Raw genomic sequence first — 21205 nt, 5'->3', positions numbered from 1 at the left:
CATGATCACCGCCGCCGACCTGCCGGATACCCTCCCGGTCTTCCCCCTGCCCGGGGCGCTGATGCTCCCCCGGGCGCGGCTGCCGCTGCACATCTTCGAGCCGCGCTATCTGGCAATGATCGAGGATTGCCTGAAGACCAGCCACCGCCTGATCGGGATGATCCAGCCCCGCGAATCCCCTGCAAACGAAAAACGGGCCGGGGAAAAGCGCCTGCAGGCGATCGGCTGCGCGGGCCGCCTGACCGGCTTCTCGGAAACCGAGGACGGGCGCTACATGATCACCCTCTCCGGCATCTCGCGCTACCGGGTGCGCGAGGAGGTGCAGGGTTTCACCCCCTACCGCCGCTGCCTTGTCGACTGGACCCCCTTCACCCGTGACCTTGGCCCGGTCGAGGACGACCCCGGCTTCCGGCGCGAGGATTTCATGGGCCTTCTCGGCCGCTACTTCACCAAGCTGAACCTGTCGACCGACTGGAACAGCCTGAAGGAAGCCGAGTGCGAGCTGCTGATCAACTCGCTTTCCATGCTCTGCCCCTTCTCGCCCGAGGACAAGCAGGCGCTGCTGGAAGCCCCGACGCTGGAAACCCGGCGGGAGACCATCGTCACCCTTATCGAATTTGCCCTCCGCAGTGGCGGGGAAGAGGAGATCCTGCAATGAGCGAACCCGCCGACCGTCGGATGCTGGAGGCGCTGGTCTGCCCCGTCACCCATGCCGTCCTGAGCTATGATGCCGAGAAGCAGGAACTGGTCTCGAAAGCGGCGCATCTCGCTTTCCCGATCCGCGACGGCATCCCGGTCATGCTGGTCAGCGAGGCCCGCGAACTCGACTGACGCGGGCTGGCCGCCCCTGCCTTGCAGCAAACTCTTGCCCGAACCGCAAATCCCGGCTTTCCTGACCCCCCAGCAACCCAGCCAGGAGGCCGCCATGTCCGAGGAAGTCGTCAAAGGCAGCAAGGTCACCATCCGCTTCGACAGCCACCGCTGCGTCCATTCCCGCAACTGCGTGCTGGGCCACCCGGATGTCTTCGTCCCGAACGTCAAGGGCGAGTGGATCCATCCCGACGCCGCCAGCGCCGAAGAGGTGATGCATGTGGCACTGGCCTGCCCGTCCGGCGCGATCCGGGTGTCGCACAACGACGGGTCGGCCACCTCCGACACCCCGCCCCTGGTGAACACTGTCCGCGTCCGCGAAAACGGACCGCTCGCCATCGAGGCCGAGTTGCAGATCAGGGGAGAGCCGCAGGCCACTCCCCGCGCCACGCTCTGCCGCTGCGGCGAGTCGAAGCGCAAGCCCTTCTGCGACGGCTCGCATGCCGCGGCAGGCTTCACCGCCAGCGGCGAGCCCGCAGCGAAGGAGTTCGTGGCGCTGGAGGTGCGCAACGGGCCGTTGAACGTGCAGCCGCTGGCGAACGGGCCGCTGATGGTGGTGGGGAACCTGGAGATCGTCTCGGGCACCGGGCGGACGACGGACAAGGTCACCAAGACCTTCCTCTGCCGCTGCGGTCACTCGAAGAACAAGCCCTACTGCGATGGCAGCCACAAGGCGGCGGGCTTCGTGGCGGACTGAACCGCGCCTCCCGGGTCACGACTTCCTCTTCTCGCCGCAAGAGGGGGTACGCCCGCACGGCTTTCATACTGGCCCAAGTATCCCCGCCGGAGGCATCCGCGAGGAGTAACCGAAGGGCACGACGAGCCCCCCGTGGGCAAAGGTTTCCAAATCCTTACCGCCAACAGACAAGTATATGGAAAATAAAGGTAATCAGGAAATGTCCACCGTGGACAGGCTCAGGCCGCCAGCTCCTCGGCTCCCACCGCATACAGCCCCGCCGCCCCTTCCTTCGCCTGCGCCAGCAGGGCCGCATGCTCGGGCAGCAGCCGCCGGATCATCACCCTTGCCAGCGCCTCCCGCGCCGGATCGGCCCGCATCGCCTTCAGGTGCGCACCGGCCCCCAGGACCAGCGCGAAGGCCCGCAGATACGGCACCGCCCCGGCGAAGCGGTCGTTCAGGGGCAGGGCCAGCATCGCCTCCGTCGCCTCCCGCAGCGCCTCGGCGGCCGCCCAGACCTCGCCCGCCAGATCGGGATGAGCCTCCCGCGCCGCCTCGGCCCCGCGTTCCACCTCGTCGATCAGCCGGAACGCCGCCTCGCCGCCATCGGCCATCTTGCGCGCGACCAGGTCCATCGCCTGGATGCCGTTCGTCCCCTCGTAGATCGGCAGGATACGGGCATCGCGCAGGAACTGCGCCGCCCCGGTCTCCTCGATGAACCCCATGCCGCCGTGCACCTGCACCCCCAGGCTCGCGACCTCGCAGGCCACATCGGTGCCGTAGGCCTTGGCGATGGGCGTCAGCAGCGCCGCCCGCGCCTGCCAGTCCGGGCTGCCGGTGGCCGAGGCCATGTCGATCGCCTTGGCACAGGACAGCGCGATCGCACGCGCCGCGAAGATCTCGGCCCGGGCAACGGCCAGCATGCGGCGGACATCGGCGTGGTCGATGATCGTGCCGCCCCCCTCCACCGGCGTCGCCCCCTGTTTCCGATCCAGCGCATAGGCCAGCGCATGCTGCAGCGCCGCCTCGGCCACGCCAACCCCCTGCGCAGCCACCGACAGCCGGGCGTTGTTCATCATCGTGAACATCGCCGCCATCCCCTTGTGCGGCGCGCCGACCAACCAGCCCTTGGCCCCGGAAAACTCCATCACGCAGGTCGGGCTGCCGTGGATGCCCAGCTTGTGCTCCAGGCTGACCACCCGCAGGCTGTTGCGATCCCCCAGCCTACCCTCGGCGTCGGGGATGAACTTCGGCACCATGAAGAGGCTGATCCCCTTGGTCCCTTCCGCCCCGTCGGGCAGGCGGGCGAGGACAAGGTGGCAGACATTGGCGGTGATGTCGCTGTCGCCCCAGGTGATGAAGATCTTCTGCCCGGTGATCGCGAAGGTCCCGTCGCCGTTCGGCACCGCCTTCGTCCGTAGCGCGCCGACATCCGAACCCGCCTGCGGCTCGGTCAGGTTCATCGTGCCCGACCATTCGCCTGAGGTGAGCTTCGGCAGGTACAGCGCCTTCAGTGCATCGTCGGCGTGATGCTCCAGCGCCTCGATCTGGCCTTTGGAGAGGAGCGGCTTCAACTGCAAGGCCAGACAGGCCCCCGACATCATGTCGTCGACCCCCAACGCCAGCGAGATCGGCAGGCCCATCCCGCCATGTTCCGGGCTGGCCGCCATGCCGACCCAGCCGCCCTCGGCAATCGCGCGGTAGCCCTCGGCAAACCCGGGCGAGGACACGACGGCGCCATTCTCCAGCCTTGCCGGATTTCGGTCGGCGGTCTTGTTCAACGGCGCGAGGATATCGGTCGACAGCCGCCCGGCTTCGGTCAGGATCGCCTCGGCCAGATCCGGGGTAGCCTCGGCGAAGCGGGGGGTGGCTGCGACTTCGGCGAAGCCCACCACATGATCCAGGATGAAGCGGATATCCTTCACCGGGGCGCGGTAGGGCATGGGTCTCTCCTTGAAGTCGGCTTGGCAAAGGCGGGGGGCTGGCTTATGGACGGCCCCAGTGAACGCTACCGTTTTCGCGTTGCCCTTCAAGCCGGACGCTGCGTCAGAGCACCATGACCGTCACCCTGCCCCCCGATGCCGAAGGGATCGCCGAGGCCGCGCGCCTGCTGGCGGCGGGCGAGCTGGTCGCCTTCCCGACCGAGACGGTCTACGGCCTTGGCGGCGACGCGCGGGACGACCGGGCGGTGGCACGGATCTATGAGGCGAAAGGGCGGCCCAGTTTCAACCCGCTGATCGTCCACCTGCCCGATCTGGTCGCGGTCGAACGGATCGCGCACGTCGGACCCAAGGCACGCATGCTGGCGCAGGCGTTCTGGCCGGGCCCGTTGACGTTGGTGCTTCCCTTGCGCGACGGCGCGGGGATTTCGCCGCTGGTGACGGCGGGGTTGGAGACGGTGGCGGTGCGGGTTCCGGAGCACCCCTTGGCGCAGCGGTTGCTCAGGGCCTTCGGCGGACCGCTGGCGGCGCCTTCGGCCAACCCCTCGGGCCGGGTATCGCCGACGCAGGCCGGGCATGTGCTGGAAGGGCTGGCCGGCCGCATCGCAGCGGTGCTGGACGGCGGTCCCTGCGCGGTCGGGCTGGAATCGACCATCCTGCTGGCGGACCCCGAGCCGGTGCTGCTGCGGCCCGGCGGGCTTCCGGTCGAGGCGTTGGAAGCGGCCCTGGGCGTGACGGTCGCGACGGGCGGCGATGCGGGCAAGCCGACCTCTCCCGGACAGCTGGCCTCGCATTACGCACCCGAGGCCCTGGTGCGCCTGGGGGCGAGCGAGGCGCGGAATGGTGAGCTGTTGGTCGGATTCGGGACGGTGAAGGGGACCCTCACCCTGTCCGACTCCGGCGATCTGGTCGAGGCGGCCTCCCGGCTGTTCCAGACCCTGCGCGAGGCTGACCGGCTGGCCGGACCCGGCGGGCGCATCGCCTTTGCGCCGATGCCGGAAACCGGCCTTGGCCGCGCGATCAACGACCGCCTGCGCCGCGCCGCCGCGCCGCGCGGATGAGCTTCGGTTTCCCGGCTGTTGAATTCCTGCCGATCCGGCACGAATTGTGGCATTTTGGTGAAGTTTCCCCGTTCTGCCTTGCGAAAACCTGTGCGATAGTTTGCCGCAGGCCAAAGCGCCTGAGCAATCGGAAAGCTGCCAATGCAGGCAGGGCAGACATAGGGAACCGTGCGATGCTTAACGAATTCAAAGCCTTCATCATGAAGGGCAACGTCCTCGACCTCGCCGTCGGTATCATCATCGGCGCAGCCTTCACCGCGATCGTGACCTCGTTGGTCGATGACCTGATCCAGCCGCTGATCGGGATGATCATCGGCGGCATCGACTTCTCGTCCTGGGGCTTCTCGATCGGCGACGCGAAGTTCAACGTCGGTAATTTCATCACCGCCGTCATCAAGTTCCTGGTGATCGCCTGGGTGGTGTTCCTTCTGGTCAAGGCCGCCAACGCGGCGATGCCGAAGAAGGCCGAGGCTCCGGCCGCGCCCGCCGGTCCGTCGGACAACGATCTCTTGAAGGAAATCCTGGCCACGCTGAAGGCCAAGTAAACCCGGATATCTCCGAAGGTAGCGGCCCGCAGGAGCGATCCTGCGGGCCGTTTTCATGTCAGGCCGCAGCAAGCGGTGCGCGCGGACGCAGATACCAGAACCACAGGCGATAGGCCCAAAGCCCGACCAGCGGGCCGAAATGCACGGCGGCGGGCGGCCAGCTGCCCCAGTCGTGCAGCGAGGCCCAGTGGATCAGCACCAGCACGGCGGCGGGGTAGGCGGCGCGTTGCAGCGTCTTCCAGCCCCTGTGCAGCCAGCGCTGTGCGGGGTTGTTCGAGGTGAGCGCCAGCGGCACGAAGATCAGCATGGCCAGCCAGCCGGTCCAGATCTCGGTCTGCGGCAGGGCCGCGATGATCCGGTCCAGCGTGCCCCGATCGGTGACATAGACCAGCGTGTGCAGCGCGGCATAGACGAAGGCCGCCACCTCGATGTCGCGGCGGTGGTGCATCAGCCAGCGCGGCCACTGGCGGCCCCGGAACACGAGCATCAGGCCCGAGGCCATCATCCCGATGATCATGAAGCGCGCGGCCCATTCGCCGGTCGGGTGCAGAAGGCGGTGGAAGGCGCGGGCATCATCGCCCAGCAGCGGGCCGATCATGGTCAGCGCAGGCAGGGAGAGAACGACCCACAGCAGAAGGGTCGAGGGCTTGTAACCTAGGAATGTCATGGGGCACCTGTTGTCTGGTGCCCCATATACGCTGCACTGCGGCGGTTCCGTCGCCTCAGATCTTCAGGGCTTCTGCCGCCGAAATGACCGGCAGGTTAAGCGCCACGCCAACCGCCTCGTAGGTCAGCCTGCCGGCATGAACGTTCAGCCCGGCCAGAAGGTGCTTGTCATCGGCGCAGGCCTTCTTCCAGCCCTTGTTGGCCAAGGCCAGCATGAAGGGCATCGTCGCGTTGCCAAGCGCCTGGGTCGAGGTGCGGGCCACGGCACCCGGCATGTTCGCCACGCAGTAATGCATGATCCCGTCGACTTCGTAGATCGGGTCCTGGTGCGTGGTGGCGCGCGAGGTCTCGAAGCAGCCGCCCTGGTCGATGGCGACGTCGACCAGCGCCGCGCCCGGCTTCAGCTCTTTCAGCTGCGCGCGGCTGATCAGCTTCGGGGCCGCCGCACCGGGAATCAGCACCGCGCCGATGATCAGGTCGGCCTCGCGGGCGAGCGCGATGGTGTTCCCGGCGCTGGCATAGGCATTCTTGAACTGGCCGCCGAACACGTCATCCAGATAGCGCAGGCGGTTGATCGACCGATCCAGCACGGTGACATCCGCGCCCATCCCGGCGGCGACCTTGGCGGCATGGGTCCCGACGACACCGCCGCCGATGACCAGCACCTTGGCGGGCGACACGCCCGGCACGCCACCCAGCAGGACACCACGGCCACCATTGGCCTTTTGCAGCGTCCAGGCACCGACCTGCGGCGCAAGACGACCCGCGACTTCGGACATCGGCGCCAGAAGCGGCAGGCCGCCCCGGTCATCGGTCACGGTTTCATAGGCGATGCAGGTCGCGCCCGAAGCGAGCAGGTCCTTGGTCTGCTCCGGGTCGGGGGCGAGGTGCAGGTAGGTGAACAGCACCTGGCCGGGGCGCAGGCGCTTGCGTTCCACCGCTTGCGGTTCCTTGACCTTCACGATCATGTCGGCCTTGGCGAAGACCTCCTCCGCCGTGTCGACGATCTTGGCCCCTGCGGCGACATAGTCGGCATCCGCGAAGCCTGCACCAAGCCCGGCCTTGGTCTCGATGATCACGTCATGACCATTGTTGACAGCTTCGCGTGCGGCGTCCGGGGTCATCCCCACGCGGAATTCCTGCGGTTTGATTTCTTTCGGGCATCCGATTTTCATGTGTTCCTCCACTGGGCGATGCGCCCCTGTGTGCGCAATCCTGATCCGATTTTGTGGCGATGCTTTGAATTCTGGTTGGCGCGCGGTGAGGTTCGACGTAAGTTCTTCGACAGATAGCCGGATCAGCCGCAGAATATTTCATGGCCCTCGACCTAGATGCCACCGACCGCCGCATCCTGACGGTGCTGCAGAAGAATGGCCGTATCACCAATGCCGAACTGTCCGAGGCGATCAACCTTTCGCCCTCGGCCTGCCACCGGCGGGTGCAGCGGCTGGAGGAAGACGGGTTCATCGCCGGATATGTGGCGCTGCTGGACGCCCGTCGCATGGGGCGGATGACCACGGTCTTCGTGGAAATCACCCTGCAAAGCCAGGCGGAAGACCTGCTTGATGCCTTCGAGCGCGAGGTGGCGAAGGTGCCGGATCTTCTGGAATGTCACCTGATGGCGGGGACGGCGGACTATCTTCTGAAGCTGATGGCCGAAGATACCGAGGACTTCGCCCGCATCCACCGCCAGTTCCTGTCGCGCCTGCCCGGCGTGCGGCAGATGCAGTCCAGCTTCGCGCTGCGGACGGTGGTGAAGACGACGGCGCTGGCGGTTTAGGCGGCCTGCAGATACCCCAGCACCGCGCGGCGGGTGCGGTCGGTCAGGGCGGCGCGGTCGGCCTCATGCGCCTCGCTGGCGGCGTCGATCATGCCGCGCAGGATGGCAAGAACGTCCTGCGCCGTGGTCTCCGGGCGCGAGATCTTCAGCTCGTCCAGCCGCGCGGCGATCAGTACGGTGATCCGGGTGGAAAACTCTGCGGCTTCCGGGTCCGGCGGCAACTGGCTGCGCGCCAGGTTCAGCGTGCGCGACAGCGAGGGGCGGGCCAGGTAATGCGCGACAGTCGCCTCGATCAGGTCATCGACCAGTTGTGTGAGGCTGTGGGCCGCGTCCGACGACACGATCCGCTCGACGGCTTCCAGCAGGTTCGCCCGCTCGGCCCGGATCAGGGCGGCCAGCAGCGCGGCCTTGCCAGGGAAATACTGGTACAGCGATCCGATCGACACCCCGGCCCGCGCCGCAACCGCGTTCGTCGTCAGCGCATCCAGCCCACGGCCCGAGCAGAGATCGGCGGCGGCGGCGAGAATCCCGTCCACTTTTGCGCGGGAGCGATCCTGGCGGGGCTGTTTGCGAAGCTCGATCATGACGCAACGGTAGGGTGCCGGACGGCGCTGGAAAACCGCAAAATGTGGCGACAATTGGAAATAGATTGTTGATGCCCGCCCAAGTTGCACCACGGCGGCGCCACAATGTTGCCACACAATCTGGAGTTGCTGACAGGTCATGCGGTCGGGCAATGAAAAACCCCCGGCCTCGCGGACGGGGGTTGATCGGGCGGGAATCGCTTCCCCAGAGTCGCTGACGTCTTAAAGACCGCCTTCGCGCTGAAGCTTCTTCCGGGCAAGTTTCCTTGCACGGCGGACCGCTTCGGCCTGTTCGCGTGCCTTCTTGACGGAGGGCTTCTCGAAATGCTGCTTGAGCTTCATTTCCCGAAACACCCCTTCACGCTGAAGTTTCTTCTTCAGAGCACGGAGAGCCTGTTCGACGTTGTTGTCGCGGACGCTGACCTGCATGTGGTTGTCACCACCTTCCTAAGCTAGAGTTGCACTGACTTGTGCAGGCGGGCGCCCTATAACAAACAGGGGCTGGCTTGTCTACCGGAAGGAGCGCGCGATGGTCGAGGACGAGATGAAGGCGCGGGTGCTGGACGCGGCACTGGGCCATGTGCCCTTCGACGGCTGGTCGGAGCGCACCCTGACGGCGGCAATCGCCGATGCCAGGGTGCCCGCGGCGCTGGCCCGGTCGCTGTTCCCGCGCGGGGGCGTCGATCTGGCGCTGGCCTATCACGCCCGGGGCGACGCCAAAATGGCGGCCCGGCTGGCGGCGACCGATCTCACCTCGCTGCGCTTCCGCGACCGGATTGCGCTGGCCGTGCGGACAAGGCTGGAACTGGCCGACCGCGAACTGGTCCGGCGCGGGACGACGCTCTTTTCCCTGCCGACCCACGCCGCCGACGGCGCGCGGGCGATCTGGGGCACGGCCGACCGGATCTGGACAGCACTGGGCGACAGATCGGACGACCTGAACTGGTATACCAAACGCGCGACCCTGTCCGGCGTCTATGGCGCGACCGTCCTCTACTGGCTTGGCGACGACTCCACCGACCATCAGGCGACCTGGGATTTCCTGGACCGGCGGATCGAGCAGGTCATGCACTTCGAGAAGCTGAAGGCCAACTTCCGGGAGAATCCGCTGGGCAAGGCCTGGGCCGCCGGTCCCGGCAAGATTCTGGAAAGCATTCGTGCGCCAAGACTGCGCGATGACCTGCCGGGCCGCCACCGGAGCTGAGAAACAAGAGAGCTGAGATGACCCTTTCCCACAGCATGCTTGCCATCGAAATCTCCGCCCCCGGCGGCCCGGATGTGCTGAAGCCGGTGTCCGTCCCGGTCCCGGTGCCCGGACACGGCCAGATCATCATCCGGGTTGCCTGGGCCGGGGTGAACCGCCCCGATGCGCTGCAACGCGCCGGGGCCTATGCGCCGCCGCCCTCGGCCTCGCCCCTGCCGGGGCTGGAATGTTCCGGCACCGTGGTCGAGGTCGGCCCCGGCGTCACCCGCTGGCAGATCGGCGATCAGGTCTGCGCCCTGCTGCCGGGCGGCGGCTACGCGGAATATGTCGCCACGCCCGAGGCACAGGCCCTGCCGATCCCGAAAGGCATGTCGCTGAAGGAATCCGCCTGCCTGCCGGAAACCTGCTTCACGGTCTGGTCCAACGTGGTGATGCGCGGTGGCCTCAAGGCCGGGGAGAGGTTCCTGGTGCATGGCGGCACCAGCGGCATCGGCACGACCGCAATCCAGATCGCCAGCGCCCTGGGCGCAAGGGTCTTCGCAACGGCGGGGTCGGACGAGAAATGCCAGGTCTGTCGCGACCTGGGGGCCGAGGCCGCCTTCAACTACAACAGCAGCGACTTCGTGGCCGAGATGAAGGCTTTGGGCGGGGCGAACCTGATCCTCGACATGGTCGGCGGCCCCTATATCGAGCGCAACCTCAAGGCGCTGGCAGATGGCGGGCGGCTGGTGCAGATCGCCTTCCTGCAAGGTGCCAAGGTCACGCTGAACCTCGCCGAGGTGATGACACGGCGGCTGGTGTTGACCGGATCGACCCTGCGCCCGCAATCCGATCTCGCCAAGGCGCGGATCGCGAAGGCGGTGGAGGAAAACGTCTGGCCGATGATCGAACGCGGCGCCGTCAAGGTGGTGATGGACAGCGAGCATGCGCTGCCCGACGCCCCTGCCGCGCATTGGCGCATCGAATCCGGCGGGCATGTCGGCAAGATCGTCCTGAAGGTGAACCCGTAGGGATTCCCATACCTTCGCGGGTCCTGCGGGCCGTTTGACGGTTTCTTCACGCGCATCGCCGGTTAACGTGGGGTAAACCGGGTGCAGGCGGGATCGGAGGTTTCGATCCAGACTTGGCCCGAAGCAGTTCCCCAGCTGCTCAGGGCACCGGCGATTTGAGAAAGCAGTTTTCCCCAAACTTCCCCTCAGCAGTTGCTTTTCTTCGGTCCGGTCCCGCCCCCTGATCCCCTACCGAACCGGCTCCAGCACCGCATCCTTCAGGCGGCAGTCGCGGATGGTGTCGCCCCCACAGCGGCGAAAGCCCAGCTCGGGCGTCAGGCAGATGCGCGCCTCCTGGATCAACCCGTCCTCGCAGGTGATGGTGATCTGGTCGCGGGCAAGGCCGGGGTTGGCCTCAATGAAGGCGTCCTCGATCACGCTGGCAGGCAACGTCAACGGGCGCGAGACATCGGCGAAGACCTTGGGCAGGGTGACACGGCCAAAGGCCTCGCGTGCCGTGCGGTAATAGTCCGGCGCGGACAGGCCGGAACAGCGGCCATGCTTCTTCCACTGGTAGAAGGCCAGGCCCGCGCCACCCATCACATCGGCCATCGCGGCGGTTTCGGCCCGGGTCGGGTCGCGCTCCCCGGTGCGGCAGAACGACGGCCAGCCGTCCTCGAACTGGGGCCAGAGTCCGTGCAGCACGAAGGTCAACCCGCGCCCGGCATCGCATTGCGGATCGCTCCGGGAATCACCCTCCAGCGCGCACCAGGCGGCGGACCAGGACAGCGACAGGACGTAATAGTCGAAATCGCCCGCCCGCTCACTTTCGGCCCTTGCGGCATTTGCCCAGCACAAAGCCGCGACGGTCAACAGGAACAGGCGCATTTCCGCTTCCCCTTCGTGCAATTCGGCCCTATATGGGCGCGTGAATTCCCTGAAAACGTGGAACTCGCGGGCCAGCGCCCGCCGCCGTTTTCCCGGCCCGGGAGAGATTTGTAAAGGAGAGATCCGATGTCGAAACCGCTTATGGCCAAGGCCACTGCCGTCTGGCTGGTGGACAACACGACGCTGAGCTTCGCGCAGATCGCGGATTTCTGCGGCATGCACGAGCTGGAAGTGCAGGGCATTGCCGATGGCGACGTGGCGACAGGCGTGAAGGGCTTCGATCCGGTCGCCAACAACCAGCTCGACCCGATCGAGATTACCCGCGCCCAGGCGGACCCGCTCTACCGGATGAAGCTGAAGTTCAACGCTGCCGCCGTGGGCGAGGAAAAGCGCCGCGGCCCGCGTTATACGCCCTTGTCCAAGCGGCAGGACCGCCCGGCGGCGATCCTCTGGCTGGTGAAGTTCCACCCGGAACTGTCGGACGGTGCCATCGGCAAGCTGGTCGGCACCACGAAGCCGACGATCCAGTCGATCCGCGAGCGCACGCACTGGAATATCTCCGGCATCCAGCCGATCGACCCGGTCGCGCTCGGCCTCTGCAAGCAGTCCGAGCTTGACGCCGCCGTGCAGGCCGCCGCCCGCAAGAAAGCCGCCGAGGGCACCGTGATGTCGGACGACGAACGCCGCAAGCTGGTGTCGACCGAGCAGTCGCTGGGCATGGCGCCGGATGCGCGGGTGCCCTCGGGCCTGTCCGGGCTGGAAGTCTTCGGCGACGAGGAAAAGGACGAAAGCCGCCCGTCCGACTTCTCGGATGCCGACAGCTTCTTCAACCTTCCCGCCGGTGGGCACGACGACGAGGACGAGGACGACCATCCGCGCCGCTGATCGCCGGACGTCGCTGCCCGACCTGCCTAAGCCCGGCCTGGCGGTCGGGCTTTTTGCTTTGCGTCGGGCCTTGGGCAAATGGTTGCGAAATCGTAAACGTCCGCAGCCAAGTATTTGAAATGTAACGGAACGCTGAGTTTGTCCACTGTGGACAGCGGACAGTCTTCCGCGCATGACAGGCAGGATGCGGCGCGTCCAGCCGCAGGCCTCGGCAAATTGCCGCCGCCGCAGGGGATCTTGATCCCGGACAGCGGAACCGCGCGTCGCGCCCCGCATTGACCCACCGGCGTTCGCATGGAGGGAGAGAATGTCCGACGACGTGCTGACCCATATTCCCGCCTTGCGCCTCTTTGCCCGCTCGCTGACCGGGCGCTACGGCGATGCGGACGATCTGGTGCAGGATACCCTGGTCCGCGCCATCTCCAGCGCCGCCTCCTACACCCCCGGCACCAACATGCGCGCCTGGCTTTTCACCATCATGCGCAACCGGTTCTACAACGACCGCGTCAAGCGTGCCCGCGAACGTCCCGGCGCCGAGGACTGCGTCTCCGGCCAGCCCTCCTCGCCTGACGGCCAGTACTGGCACGTCCGGGGCCGCGAGATCGAGGCCGCGCTGATGGGCCTGCCCCCGGCCTACCGCCAGGCGGTCGTGCTGGTTCTGGTGACCGGCGAAAGCTACCAGGCGGCTGGCGACATCCTCGGCGTCGACATCGGCACGATCAAGAGCCGGATCAATCGGGGGCGTCGGCTTTTGCAGGTCGCATTGGGGGAAGAGGTCTGAGCGCCGGGAACAATCGGCGGACCGGCTGGTTGAGGCGTCACATCAGGGTTTGCGACAGAAAGGACAAGCCATGACCGATCTTCCCCCAAGACTCACGCCGCGAACCGACGGTCAACCGATTGCCCAGCCGCGCTTCTCACCGACAAGCATGTGGCTGGTCTTCCTGGTGCTTGCGGCAGTGATCATCGCGGCAATCGCCTACAGCGTCGAGCGGTCGGCCAGCGTGGTCGATCCCGCGATGACGGCTCCCACAGCGACCGAACCGACCCCCAGCGAGCCCGCAGCTTCGGGGACCGCACCGACGGAAGCGGCGCCTGCCGGGACCGAAGGAACTAGCACGGACACGGCCACTCCGCCGACAACGGCACCGGACACCGGCGGATCAACGCAGCCAGCTCCGTGACTGGTCGACCATCGGGCGGCAGGGGGTCGCGTCGGGCGGCCCCCTGTCGCGTTTCAAGGTCCGGGCCTATCGGCTTCCTGCGCTGAACATCTCTGCCAATGCGCGGAATTCGTCGGCTCGGGCCAGTTCCAGCGCAACCGCATCGCCCGGAACCGCGCCGGGGTCTTCCTGCCCATCCTGGTAGAGCGCGTGCTGATCCAGCCAGTCGGTGAGATCGGCCCGAACATCGTCCGGGAGCCGGCGCAGCAGTTCGACAAGCAGGCGCCGATGCGCAAGGATGCGGCCCTCCAAGGACAGAGCTGCGGCAGAGGAGATGGCGGGATCGTGCGGGGTCATGGTGGAGTTCCCTGGTTCCGGACAGAAACGCCGCTGCGGTCGGCTCTGTTCCCCTCTGCATGCAGGAAATTCGGCGAGGGTCGGGCATGATGCCGTGCTGAGCTTCGACCAGGAGATAGCCACGCTGGCTCGCGCCCTGATCGGCACCCGGCTTCTGGTGCGCGGCGTAGGCGGGACAGTTCTGGAAACCGAAGCCTACGGCCGCAACGATCCGGCCTCGCACAGCTTTCGCGGGCCAACGACGCGGAATGCGGCGATGTTCGGCCCGCCGGGCGGCGTCTACGTCTACCTGTCCTATGGGTGTCACCTGTGCCTGAACGTGGTCGGGCGGGAGGGTGAGGCGGTGCTGATCCGGGCGATGCGGCCCGAGGTGGGTCTTGTCCGGATGCGGGAGCGACGGAACCGGGACGGGCTGCTGCTTACCGGGCCGGGGCGGACCGGGCAGGCGCTGGGGATATCGCTGGCCGACAACGGCAAGCGCTTCGGCGATGCCGAGTTCGTTCTGGAGCCCTGCAAGGACGCGGTGAGGCTTCTGGTCGGGCCCCGGATCGGTATCACCCGTGCCGCAGACCTGCCTTGGCGCTTCGGTCTGGCGGGTGCCCCCGGACTGAGCCGCGCCTTCCCCGTTCAGGACCCGACGGAACAAACCGACGCGACTGGTGATTTCATTCTGCGGTGACGATCGGGGCAAGGTCCGATCGGCCGAGGATGAAGGAGGAGATGGCAATGCCCGCGAAATCGAAAGCACAACAGAAGGCTGCCGGGGCAGCCCTGGCGGCAAAACGGGGTGAGGCGGACACGAAGGACCTCTATGGCGCGGCCAAGGACATGGCCCGGACCATGACGGAAGGCGAGCTGGAAGAGCTTGCAGCCACACCGCGGAAAGGCCTGCCAGAGAAGAAGGACTGACGAGGCGCGGAACCGTTCCTTCGCGCGCGGCTGGCCGGAACAATGGCTGCCGTCGGTGGTTGATACCTCGGACGGTCGGAATGGCTCTGGCCGGAAGAACAAGGAGAACCTGGCGATGGACCACAGCAATCACACCCCGCTGAGTGCCGCCGAACTGACGGAGTCGAATTTGGTCGGCGCGCCGATCTATGGCGTGGACGACAGCAAGGTTGGCTCCGTTTCGCACCTGCATGACAGTGGAAGCACCGGCAAGGCGGTCGTCGACGTCGGCGGCTTTCTCGGGATCGGATCGAAGCCGGTTCTGGTCAGCGTGGGCGATCTGCACATGATGCGCGACCAGAACGGCCAGGTTCACGGGATGACGTCCTGGACGAAAGACCAGCTGAAAGCGCTGCCTGAGCACAAGGACTAGGGTGCCAATGCCGGGTGAAAGCCGTGTCGCGGGATGCAACATGGGAGAGTTCGAGATGACAAGAATCCGCTTGGGCCGCCCCGACTTGCCGCCTTCGGAGCCCGACTTGCCGGTGCCGGGCGATCCGCTTGGGCCCGATACCTACCCCGACCCGATGCCGGACCCGCAGCCGGTTCCCCCGCAGGACCCGCAAGTGCCGCCGCCGGGGCGCATCAACCCCCCGGTGCGGGGTCGCCGCGCGCGCTCAGCCCGGCTTCGTGGTCACGCCCGCTGCCTTGCGACGCCCTGCGATGACCTCATCAAGCTTGCGGGCCAGCTGGAGGATCTTCTCGGGAACAGGCTCTGCCTTCAGGTCGTCGAGCACGCGCCCGACCGCTGCGGCAATTTCTGCCTCACCCTGCGGTTCGGGCCCGGAATCCTGCGGCATGGTTCCCTCCGTCTGTCGGGGTGGCGACTGCGTCACTGATATCCTGAAATGTAGAATACTGTGCTGCGCATGGCGAAGGTCAAATGAATTTCCCCACCAGAACGTGAGTGTTTGAAGTCCTACCGGTTGCGGGCAGCCTCCGCAGAGCCACAGCATGCGGCAGAACCGTGATGCGCTTCTGGTTCAGGCAAACAGCTCGGCGGAAAATCTCCGCGACCCGGCCAGCCAATGGCCATTCCCCCCGCTTTCTGAGACAATCGGTTCATCTGTCCGTGCGACTATCCGTTGCGCGTCCGCCATCGCGCCGTCCAGCGCCGCAGCACGTCCCGCGCTGCAAGGACACCGATATACCCCTGGTCAAGGGAGCTGCCCGATGCAGTGCGATTTCCGTCGAAAACGCGTTCTCATTGTCGAAGACAACGGCCTTGCAGCCGCCGAGATAGCCTTTGCCCTGGAGGCTGCGAATGCGATTGTCGTCGGACCCTGCAGCGACCTTGACGATGCAGGAATGCAAGCCCGGCACAGCGACCTTGCGGTGCTGGACATCGACATCCAAGGTCGAACGTCCTTTGCACTTGCCGACCGGCTGCTACAGCTTGACGTGCCCTATGTCTTCTTCACCGGCTACGACCGCAAGCTGCTTCCGGCCCGTTTCGCGAAGATCGACTACATCTGCAAACCTTTGTCGCCGGGCATCGCGCTTCAGCACCTTGAGACCCTGTCGCGTGAATTGGCCAGCCTGAGCATTGTCGAGCTTGTTCCCATGCTGCGGCAGCAGGCGCGGATGCACTTTTCCGATCCGCTAGCGGCGGATCGTCTGGTGGAGCGGGCGCTTCAACTGGCTATCGACGACAGTGGGCGCTTGCCGCACGGACGAGACCTTGGCCGCTGGTTGCTGGACTTGATGGACCACGCGATGCGGTCCGGTCGGTCGCAGTTTCTCAATTAGGGCCGAACCGGTGACCGTGGGCCTTCGGGAAAGACAACGACCGGGAGGCGTGCTATACCTCGGGTTGAAGTGACAGGTGGTTCCGTCGGAACCGCAAGTCGCATCTACATGGTTCGGCACCGGGGCAGGGTCGGTCGCTGATTCAGGCAGGCTTGGCTCCCTCGCACGGCCGTGGTCGCGATTGTACAAGGGAGTCTGCATCGGTGAGAATCCCGCCGCGCACCCAGTTGCTGGCTTTTGCGCGGTCATGGCTGCCCGAAGAAAGGCCATCGTCGGTTCGCCGATACGGCTGGTCGCTCCTGATGCTGGCGGTCGCAATCCTGGCGGGGGGATGGTTGCATCCGGTCGTGCCCGACCGGCTATTCATCACCATCTATCCCGCCGTCGCGGTGGTTTCGATCCTCTGGGGCGTGGGTCCCGCCGTTGTTGTTGCCCTGGCCGGGGGCGTGCTGGCGGTGTTTCTCTGGATCCCGCCGGAAAATGACTGGCCCCCGCCGGATGTCGCGGTGGCGAACCTGGCGGTGTTCTGGGGGATGACGGGGATCATCGTCGCGCTCGGCCATCTGGTGCATCTCCTGTTCGATGAGCTGCGCACCAGCGAACGCGAGGCGGTTCTGCGCGCAGGGGAATTGCACCATCGGATCCAGAACCTGTTCAATCTGGTCATTTCGGCAGGTCGGATCAGCGCGCCGAATGCGGCGTCGGTGGACGAGTTCTGGAAGGGGCTCGAAAGCCGCCTGATGGGGTTGTCCGAAGCCCAGACGCTGATCGTAAGCCCGGAGGACGGCGCCGACCTTGAATCCCTGATGCGGCGCATTCTGGCGGGGCACGGGATCGACCGCTTCCGGTTTTCCGGGGTGCCCTGCATCGTCAGGACTTCGACTTCACTGGTCCTTGGCCTGCACGAACTGGCGACCAATTCGGCGAAATACGGGGCGCTGTCGGCGGAGGGCGGCATGGTTGCGGTCGAATGGCACGCGGAAACCGGCAAGATCGAGGTGCTCTGGTCGGAACGGGGCGGCCCGGTCGTGCAGGAGCCGACACGCCGGGGCTTCGGGTCGACCGTGCTGCGCTCGCTGGGTGCTAGGACCGAGTTCCTGCCGGAGGGGCTGAACGCAACCTTTTCGATCATCGGTTCGGCCTCCGCCGACCAGGTTGCCGCTGGCGACGGCATCCCCGAGCGCCGGTCGGAAACCGCTGTGCTTCGCATCGAGAGAACCGCGTCAGGACATGCCGTGGCGCGGATCGGCAGCCATTGGCTCCCCGGCATCTACGCGGATACCGAGGCCGCCCGGCTTGCCAGCCGCCTGCCTGACCGGGTCCTGCGGATGCTGTGGGGCGAGGACGAGGGATTTCCCGAAGCCGGTGAACGCAACCCGCTCACCGCAGCAAAGCTGGAGGTCGCACGACGGCGCTGGCTGGCGCGGGAAATCTGACCGCCCCGTTCCGGGAACCATTCCGCATCCTGTGCGTTGCGATGTCCCATGCCCGTATCTGTGAGGGGGGTCCTGCCGATGATCTCTGACCGCGTGCTCCTGACGCTTCTGCGATATGGGGTGCGCGTCGGGCGGATCGACCTGACGCTGGCCGATGGCACAACCCATTCCTTCGGTCCCGGCGGCGAACCGGCAATCGGAGTCGTGCTGCACGATCCTGGCCTGCCGCGACGTTTCCTGATCCGGCCAGACCTGACGCTGGGTGAAGCCTATGTCGACGGTCGCCTGACGTTGCGCGACAACGACGTCCGGGGCTTCATCACCTTTCTCTTGCGCAATGTGCGAGGGCGGAAGATTCCCGCACCCCTCGCCCGTTTCGCGTCCTGCGCCAGATGGGCAAGGTCCTGGCTGAATGCGAACCACCTGGGCATCGCGCAGCGCAATGTCGCGCATCACTACGACATCTCGCCGGAACTCTACGGCCTGTTCCTGGACGATACCCGGCAATACACCTGCGCCTATTTCCGGCGACCGGACATGACGCTGGAAGAGGCGCAAGCGGCGAAGATGTCGCATATCGGCGCGAAGCTGCTGCTTCGGCCGGGAATGCGCGTCCTGGACATCGGCTGCGGCTTCGGGACGCTGGCGCTGACACTTGCCCGCGATCACGGGGTCGAGGTCGTGGGCGTCACGCTATCCGAGGTCCAGCTGGCCGAAGCGCGCGCCCGGGCGCGGGCACAGGGCCTGGACCGGCAGGTCAAATTCCGCATGACGGACTACCGCGCGGTGACCGACAGCTTTGATCGTGTCGTGTCGGTGGGGATGATGGAGCATGTCGGCCTGCACCACCTGCGCACCTATTTCCAGAAGGTCGCGGACCTGCTGACCGACGATGGCGTGGCCCTCATCCACTACATCGGTCGCTGGTCGCCGCCAGCCTCGATCTCGCCCTGGTTCAACCGGTACATCTTTCCGGGAGCCTACTGCCCCTCGCTTTCGGAAGCCTCGCGGGTGGTCGAGAAATCGGGGCTGATCCTCGCCGACCTGGAGGTCTGGCGCGGCCACTACGAACGGACGCTGCGTGAATGGCTGAAGCGTTTCGACCAGAACCTCGACCGGGTGCGCCAATTGCAGGACGACCGGTTCATCCGCATGTGGCGCTACTATCTGCAATCGGCGGAACTCAGCTTTTCCGAGGCGTTTCTGGTGATCCACCAGCTGCAGCTTTCAAAGGCGCGCGGCACGGTCCCGATGACGCGGGACTATCTCTACTCTGCCCGGAACACTTGACCGGACTGCGTGGTCCACAGTCAGGGCCAGAAAACACCAAAGCCGCGCAACCCATTGGGACTGCGCGGCTTCTGCGGTAGAATGGTGCCCAGAAGAGGACTCGAACCTCCACGCCTTGCGGCGCTGGTACCTGAAACCAGTGCGTCTACCAATTCCGCCATCTGGGCACTGATGGGCGATGTAACGGTGCCCTCTGGCAGAGTCAACGGCCCCCGCTGCAAAATTCTCGGGTTGCTTTGGCCTTGCCCGTCCGGGGCGGCGCGGCTAATGATCCGGCAGGTTTCCGGTGCCCTGCGGGCGCCCGTGAAGGAGTGCGCGCATGAGCAAGCTTGTCACCATCTTCGGCGGTTCGGGGTTCGTCGGCCGCTACATCGCCCGGCGCATGGCCAAGGAAGGCTGGCGGGTGCGCGTGGCCTGCCGTCGCCCGAACGAGGCCCTCTTCGTCAAGCCCTACGGAGTGCCCGGCCAGGTTGAGCCTTTGGCCTGCAACATCCGCGACGATGCCAGCGTGCGATCGATGATCCGCGGGGCGGACGCGGTGGTGAACTGCGTCGGCGTGCTGAACAGCCTTGGTGCCAATACCTTCGAGGCCGTGCAGGCAGAAGGCGCGGGGCGGATCGCGCGGCTGGCGGCGGCGGAAGGCGTGCAGACGCTGGTCCAGATCTCGGCCATCGGTGCCGATGCCTCGGCCGCCAGCGATTACGCGCGCACCAAGGGCGAAGGCGAAGCGGCGGTGCTTGCAGCCTTCCCGTCGGCGGTGATCTTGCGCCCCTCGGTCGTCTTCGGAACCGAGGACAGCTTCTTCAACCGTTTTGCCGCCATGACCCGGCTGGGGCCGATCCTGCCGGTGGTGGGTGCGAAGACCCGGTTCCAGCCGGTCCTTGCCGATGACGTGGCGCAGGCGGCGGTCAAGGGTGTGCTGGGGCAGGCGGCGCCCGGCATCTACGAACTGGGCGGGCCGGAGGTCGACAGCCTCCGTGGGCTGATGGGCCGGATGCTGACGGTCGTTCAGCGCCGGCGTGCGGTGGTCAACATGCCGTTCGTCCTGGCGCGTATCGTGGGCTTCGGCTTCGACATGGTGCAGGGCGTGACGCTGGGCCTGGTCGAAAACAAGGTGCTGACCCGCGACCAGGTGAAGAGCCTGCGGCATGACAATGTGGTCTCGGCAGGCGCGAGGGGTTTTGCCGACCTTGGCATCACGCCCACGGCGATGGAGGCGGTGCTGCCGGAATACCTGTGGCGCTACCGTCCCTCGGGCCAATATGCAGCGATCATGGATTCGGCCAAGAACCTGAAGAAGGCCTGAGGGTTGGACAGCACGCTTGCCGCTTCTCTGCTCGGGCTGCTGGAGGGGCTGACCGAATTCCTGCCGGTGTCTTCGACGGGGCACCTCCTCCTTGCCGGGCACTTTCTGGGCTTCGAGTCGGCGGGACGCACGTTCGAAGTGGTGATCCAGCTCGGCGCGATCCTGGCGCTGTTCACCGTCTATGCCGGGATCCTGACCCGACTGGTCCTGCGCGCGCGTCATGAGGATGCGGCGCGGCGGACGCTGGTGTCGCTGTTGCTGGCCTTCCTTCCGGCGGTGGTGGCGGGGCTTCTGGCGCATGATTTCGTCAAGGACGTGCTGTTCGAGACGCCCAAGCTGATCGCGGTGATGTTGATCCTGGGCGGCGTGGTGCTGCTGGTGATCGACCGGATCGCCCCGCCGCCGGTCGAGTTCGACGCGATGGCGCTGCCCTTCCGCAAGTCGCTCGCCATCGGCTTCTTCCAGTGCCTCGCGCTGGTGCCGGGGGTCAGTCGCTCGGGGGCGACCATCGTCGGGGCGCTGATGCTGGGCGTCGAAAAGCGCGCTGCGGCGGAGTTTTCCTTCCTGCTGAGCCTGCCGACGATGGGCGCGGCGGTGGCCTATGACCTGTTCAAGAACCGCGACGTGCTGGATTTCGGCGCGGTCTGGCAGATCGCCGTGGGCTTCGCGGTGGCCTTCGTGACGGCGGTGCTGGTGGTGCGCTGGGTGCTGAATTTCATCTCGCGCAACGGCTATGGCCTGTTCGGCTGGTGGCGAATCATCGTCGGATCGGTTGCGCTGGGGGCGCTTTGGATGGGGTACTAGCAGGGTTCGGAAACCATACTGACCTATTTCGACACAAAAGTGTCAGCTTTCCTGTCTTATCCGC

General features: G+C 66.3%; 27 protein-coding genes and 1 tRNA gene. 18 read left to right on the top strand and 10 right to left on the bottom strand.

Annotated features, from left to right (window positions below; genetic code table 11):
* Position 1 precedes the first annotated feature (1 nt).
* The 3 genes from ACE3P6_RS13870 to ACE3P6_RS13860 all read left to right on the top strand — a co-directional run bounded on the left by ACE3P6_RS13870 (position 2) and on the right by ACE3P6_RS13860 (position 1567).
* Entirely contained in the window at positions 2–658 is a 657-nt protein-coding gene (locus ACE3P6_RS13870; protein WP_374396075.1) for an LON peptidase substrate-binding domain-containing protein, read from the top strand.
* Positions 655–831 carry a Trm112 family protein gene (locus ACE3P6_RS13865; protein WP_374372337.1) on the top strand — a complete coding sequence of 59 codons (177 nt, stop codon included), beginning with the start codon at positions 655–657 and terminating at the stop codon, positions 829–831. Before ACE3P6_RS13870 ends, ACE3P6_RS13865 begins: the two co-directional genes overlap by 4 nt.
* Positions 832–925: 94 nt before the next feature.
* Positions 926–1567 carry a CDGSH iron-sulfur domain-containing protein gene (locus ACE3P6_RS13860; RefSeq protein WP_374396042.1) on the top strand — a complete coding sequence of 214 codons (642 nt, stop codon included), beginning with the start codon at positions 926–928 and terminating at the stop codon, positions 1565–1567.
* Between the two features lie 218 nt (positions 1568–1785).
* Here the strand turns inward: ACE3P6_RS13860 and ACE3P6_RS13855 are convergent, their stop codons facing one another.
* The gene (locus ACE3P6_RS13855) at positions 1786–3489 is read right to left on the bottom strand and encodes an acyl-CoA dehydrogenase (RefSeq protein WP_374396040.1); all 1704 of its coding nucleotides are present in this window, start codon (positions 3487–3489) and stop codon (positions 1786–1788) included.
* A gap of 113 nt (positions 3490–3602) precedes the next feature.
* Here ACE3P6_RS13855 and ACE3P6_RS13850 point away from each other — a divergent pair, with 113 nt between their 5' ends.
* Positions 3603–4547 carry an L-threonylcarbamoyladenylate synthase gene (locus tag ACE3P6_RS13850; protein WP_374396036.1) on the top strand — a complete coding sequence of 315 codons (945 nt, stop codon included), beginning with the start codon at positions 3603–3605 and terminating at the stop codon, positions 4545–4547.
* A gap of 173 nt (positions 4548–4720) precedes the next feature.
* Positions 4721–5092 carry a large conductance mechanosensitive channel protein MscL gene (mscL, locus tag ACE3P6_RS13845; RefSeq protein WP_374396033.1) on the top strand — a complete coding sequence of 124 codons (372 nt, stop codon included), beginning with the start codon at positions 4721–4723 and terminating at the stop codon, positions 5090–5092.
* A 58-nt stretch (positions 5093–5150) separates the two neighbouring features.
* On the opposite strand, the gene ACE3P6_RS13840 is transcribed toward mscL, so the two are convergent.
* Both ACE3P6_RS13840 and ald read right to left on the bottom strand, forming a co-directional pair.
* Positions 5151–5759, bottom strand: a complete 609-nt coding sequence (locus ACE3P6_RS13840) for a sulfite oxidase heme-binding subunit YedZ (protein ID WP_374396030.1) — start codon at positions 5757–5759, stop codon at positions 5151–5153.
* A 55-nt stretch (positions 5760–5814) separates the two neighbouring features.
* On the bottom strand, positions 5815–6933 hold the full coding sequence (ald, locus tag ACE3P6_RS13835) for an alanine dehydrogenase (RefSeq protein WP_374396028.1): 1119 nt from the start codon (positions 6931–6933) through the stop codon (positions 5815–5817).
* Between the two features lie 140 nt (positions 6934–7073).
* Here ald and ACE3P6_RS13830 point away from each other — a divergent pair, with 140 nt between their 5' ends.
* Entirely contained in the window at positions 7074–7538 is a 465-nt protein-coding gene (locus ACE3P6_RS13830) for an Lrp/AsnC family transcriptional regulator (RefSeq protein WP_374396026.1), read from the top strand.
* Here the strand turns inward: ACE3P6_RS13830 and ACE3P6_RS13825 are convergent.
* The gene (locus tag ACE3P6_RS13825) at positions 7535–8122 is read right to left on the bottom strand and encodes a TetR/AcrR family transcriptional regulator (protein ID WP_374396023.1); all 588 of its coding nucleotides are present in this window, start codon (positions 8120–8122) and stop codon (positions 7535–7537) included. The genes ACE3P6_RS13830 and ACE3P6_RS13825 overlap by 4 nt on opposite strands.
* Positions 8123–8344: 222 nt before the next feature.
* Positions 8345–8551 carry a 30S ribosomal protein S21 gene (rpsU, locus tag ACE3P6_RS13820; protein WP_008027119.1) on the bottom strand — a complete coding sequence of 69 codons (207 nt, stop codon included), beginning with the start codon at positions 8549–8551 and terminating at the stop codon, positions 8345–8347.
* Positions 8552–8651: 100 nt separating this feature from the next.
* Between rpsU and ACE3P6_RS13815 the strand changes: the two genes are divergently transcribed.
* Positions 8652–9326: a COQ9 family protein gene (locus tag ACE3P6_RS13815; RefSeq protein ID WP_374396021.1), complete on the top strand. Its 675-nt coding sequence runs from the start codon at positions 8652–8654 to the stop codon at positions 9324–9326.
* 17 nt (positions 9327–9343) lie between these two features.
* The gene (locus ACE3P6_RS13810; RefSeq protein ID WP_374396018.1) at positions 9344–10336 is read left to right on the top strand and encodes an NAD(P)H-quinone oxidoreductase; all 993 of its coding nucleotides are present in this window, start codon (positions 9344–9346) and stop codon (positions 10334–10336) included.
* Between the two features lie 228 nt (positions 10337–10564).
* Here ACE3P6_RS13810 and ACE3P6_RS13805 read toward each other — a convergent pair whose 3' ends face one another.
* On the bottom strand, positions 10565–11203 hold the full coding sequence (locus ACE3P6_RS13805; RefSeq protein WP_374396015.1) for a ribonuclease T: 639 nt from the start codon (positions 11201–11203) through the stop codon (positions 10565–10567).
* A gap of 126 nt (positions 11204–11329) precedes the next feature.
* On the opposite strand from ACE3P6_RS13805, the gene ACE3P6_RS13800 reads away from it, so the two are divergent.
* Positions 11330–12088, top strand: coding sequence for a DUF1013 domain-containing protein (locus ACE3P6_RS13800; RefSeq protein WP_374374369.1), 759 nt, complete (start codon positions 11330–11332; stop codon positions 12086–12088).
* A 307-nt stretch (positions 12089–12395) separates the two neighbouring features.
* Positions 12396–12869, top strand: coding sequence for a sigma-70 family RNA polymerase sigma factor (locus ACE3P6_RS13795; RefSeq protein WP_374374371.1), 474 nt, complete (start codon positions 12396–12398; stop codon positions 12867–12869).
* A 198-nt stretch (positions 12870–13067) separates the two neighbouring features.
* Here ACE3P6_RS13795 and ACE3P6_RS13790 read toward each other — a convergent pair whose 3' ends face one another.
* A complete protein-coding gene (locus ACE3P6_RS13790) occupies positions 13068–13214 on the bottom strand; it encodes a hypothetical protein (RefSeq protein WP_374396014.1) in 147 nt (48 codons plus the stop codon).
* Between the two features lie 124 nt (positions 13215–13338).
* On the bottom strand, positions 13339–13608 hold the full coding sequence (locus tag ACE3P6_RS13785) for a hypothetical protein (protein ID WP_374396011.1): 270 nt from the start codon (positions 13606–13608) through the stop codon (positions 13339–13341).
* Positions 13609–13702: 94 nt separating this feature from the next.
* Here ACE3P6_RS13785 and ACE3P6_RS13780 point away from each other — a divergent pair, with 94 nt between their 5' ends.
* From ACE3P6_RS13780 to ACE3P6_RS13770, 3 genes are all read left to right on the top strand, one after another.
* The gene (locus ACE3P6_RS13780; RefSeq protein WP_374396008.1) at positions 13703–14287 is read left to right on the top strand and encodes a DNA-3-methyladenine glycosylase; all 585 of its coding nucleotides are present in this window, start codon (positions 13703–13705) and stop codon (positions 14285–14287) included.
* Positions 14288–14334: 47 nt separating this feature from the next.
* Positions 14335–14517: a DUF3008 family protein gene (locus ACE3P6_RS13775; RefSeq protein ID WP_374396007.1), complete on the top strand. Its 183-nt coding sequence runs from the start codon at positions 14335–14337 to the stop codon at positions 14515–14517.
* 115 nt (positions 14518–14632) lie between these two features.
* The gene (locus ACE3P6_RS13770) at positions 14633–14929 is read left to right on the top strand and encodes a PRC-barrel domain-containing protein (RefSeq protein WP_374396004.1); all 297 of its coding nucleotides are present in this window, start codon (positions 14633–14635) and stop codon (positions 14927–14929) included.
* A 244-nt stretch (positions 14930–15173) separates the two neighbouring features.
* Here ACE3P6_RS13770 and ACE3P6_RS13765 read toward each other — a convergent pair whose 3' ends face one another.
* Positions 15174–15356 carry a hypothetical protein gene (locus tag ACE3P6_RS13765; RefSeq protein ID WP_374396002.1) on the bottom strand — a complete coding sequence of 61 codons (183 nt, stop codon included), beginning with the start codon at positions 15354–15356 and terminating at the stop codon, positions 15174–15176.
* A gap of 373 nt (positions 15357–15729) precedes the next feature.
* On the opposite strand from ACE3P6_RS13765, the gene ACE3P6_RS13760 reads away from it, so the two are divergent.
* From ACE3P6_RS13760 to ACE3P6_RS13750, 3 genes are all read left to right on the top strand, one after another.
* Positions 15730–16305: a hypothetical protein gene (locus ACE3P6_RS13760; RefSeq protein ID WP_374396000.1), complete on the top strand. Its 576-nt coding sequence runs from the start codon at positions 15730–15732 to the stop codon at positions 16303–16305.
* A 203-nt stretch (positions 16306–16508) separates the two neighbouring features.
* Positions 16509–17741 (top strand): sensor histidine kinase, encoded by a 1233-nt coding sequence (locus ACE3P6_RS13755; RefSeq protein ID WP_374395997.1) that lies wholly within the window; start codon positions 16509–16511, stop codon positions 17739–17741.
* 78 nt (positions 17742–17819) lie between these two features.
* Positions 17820–19031: a class I SAM-dependent methyltransferase gene (locus ACE3P6_RS13750; RefSeq protein WP_374395995.1), complete on the top strand. Its 1212-nt coding sequence runs from the start codon at positions 17820–17822 to the stop codon at positions 19029–19031.
* 82 nt (positions 19032–19113) lie between these two features.
* On the opposite strand, the gene ACE3P6_RS13745 is transcribed toward ACE3P6_RS13750, so the two are convergent.
* Positions 19114–19198 (bottom strand) — tRNA-Leu (locus tag ACE3P6_RS13745).
* Positions 19199–19350: 152 nt separating this feature from the next.
* Here ACE3P6_RS13745 and ACE3P6_RS13740 point away from each other — a divergent pair.
* Entirely contained in the window at positions 19351–20337 is a 987-nt protein-coding gene (locus tag ACE3P6_RS13740) for a complex I NDUFA9 subunit family protein (RefSeq protein ID WP_374395992.1), read from the top strand.
* 3 nt (positions 20338–20340) lie between these two features.
* On the top strand, positions 20341–21141 hold the full coding sequence (locus ACE3P6_RS13735; RefSeq protein ID WP_374395990.1) for an undecaprenyl-diphosphate phosphatase: 801 nt from the start codon (positions 20341–20343) through the stop codon (positions 21139–21141).
* Positions 21142–21205: the final 64 nt, after the last annotated feature.

It is taken from the genome of Tabrizicola sp. (genome assembly GCF_041911175.1).
In the GTDB taxonomy this organism is placed as follows: domain Bacteria; phylum Pseudomonadota; class Alphaproteobacteria; order Rhodobacterales; family Rhodobacteraceae; genus Tabrizicola.
Note: the sequence above shows the minus strand (reverse complement) of the source record. Positions and strands in the feature narration are given on the sequence as shown.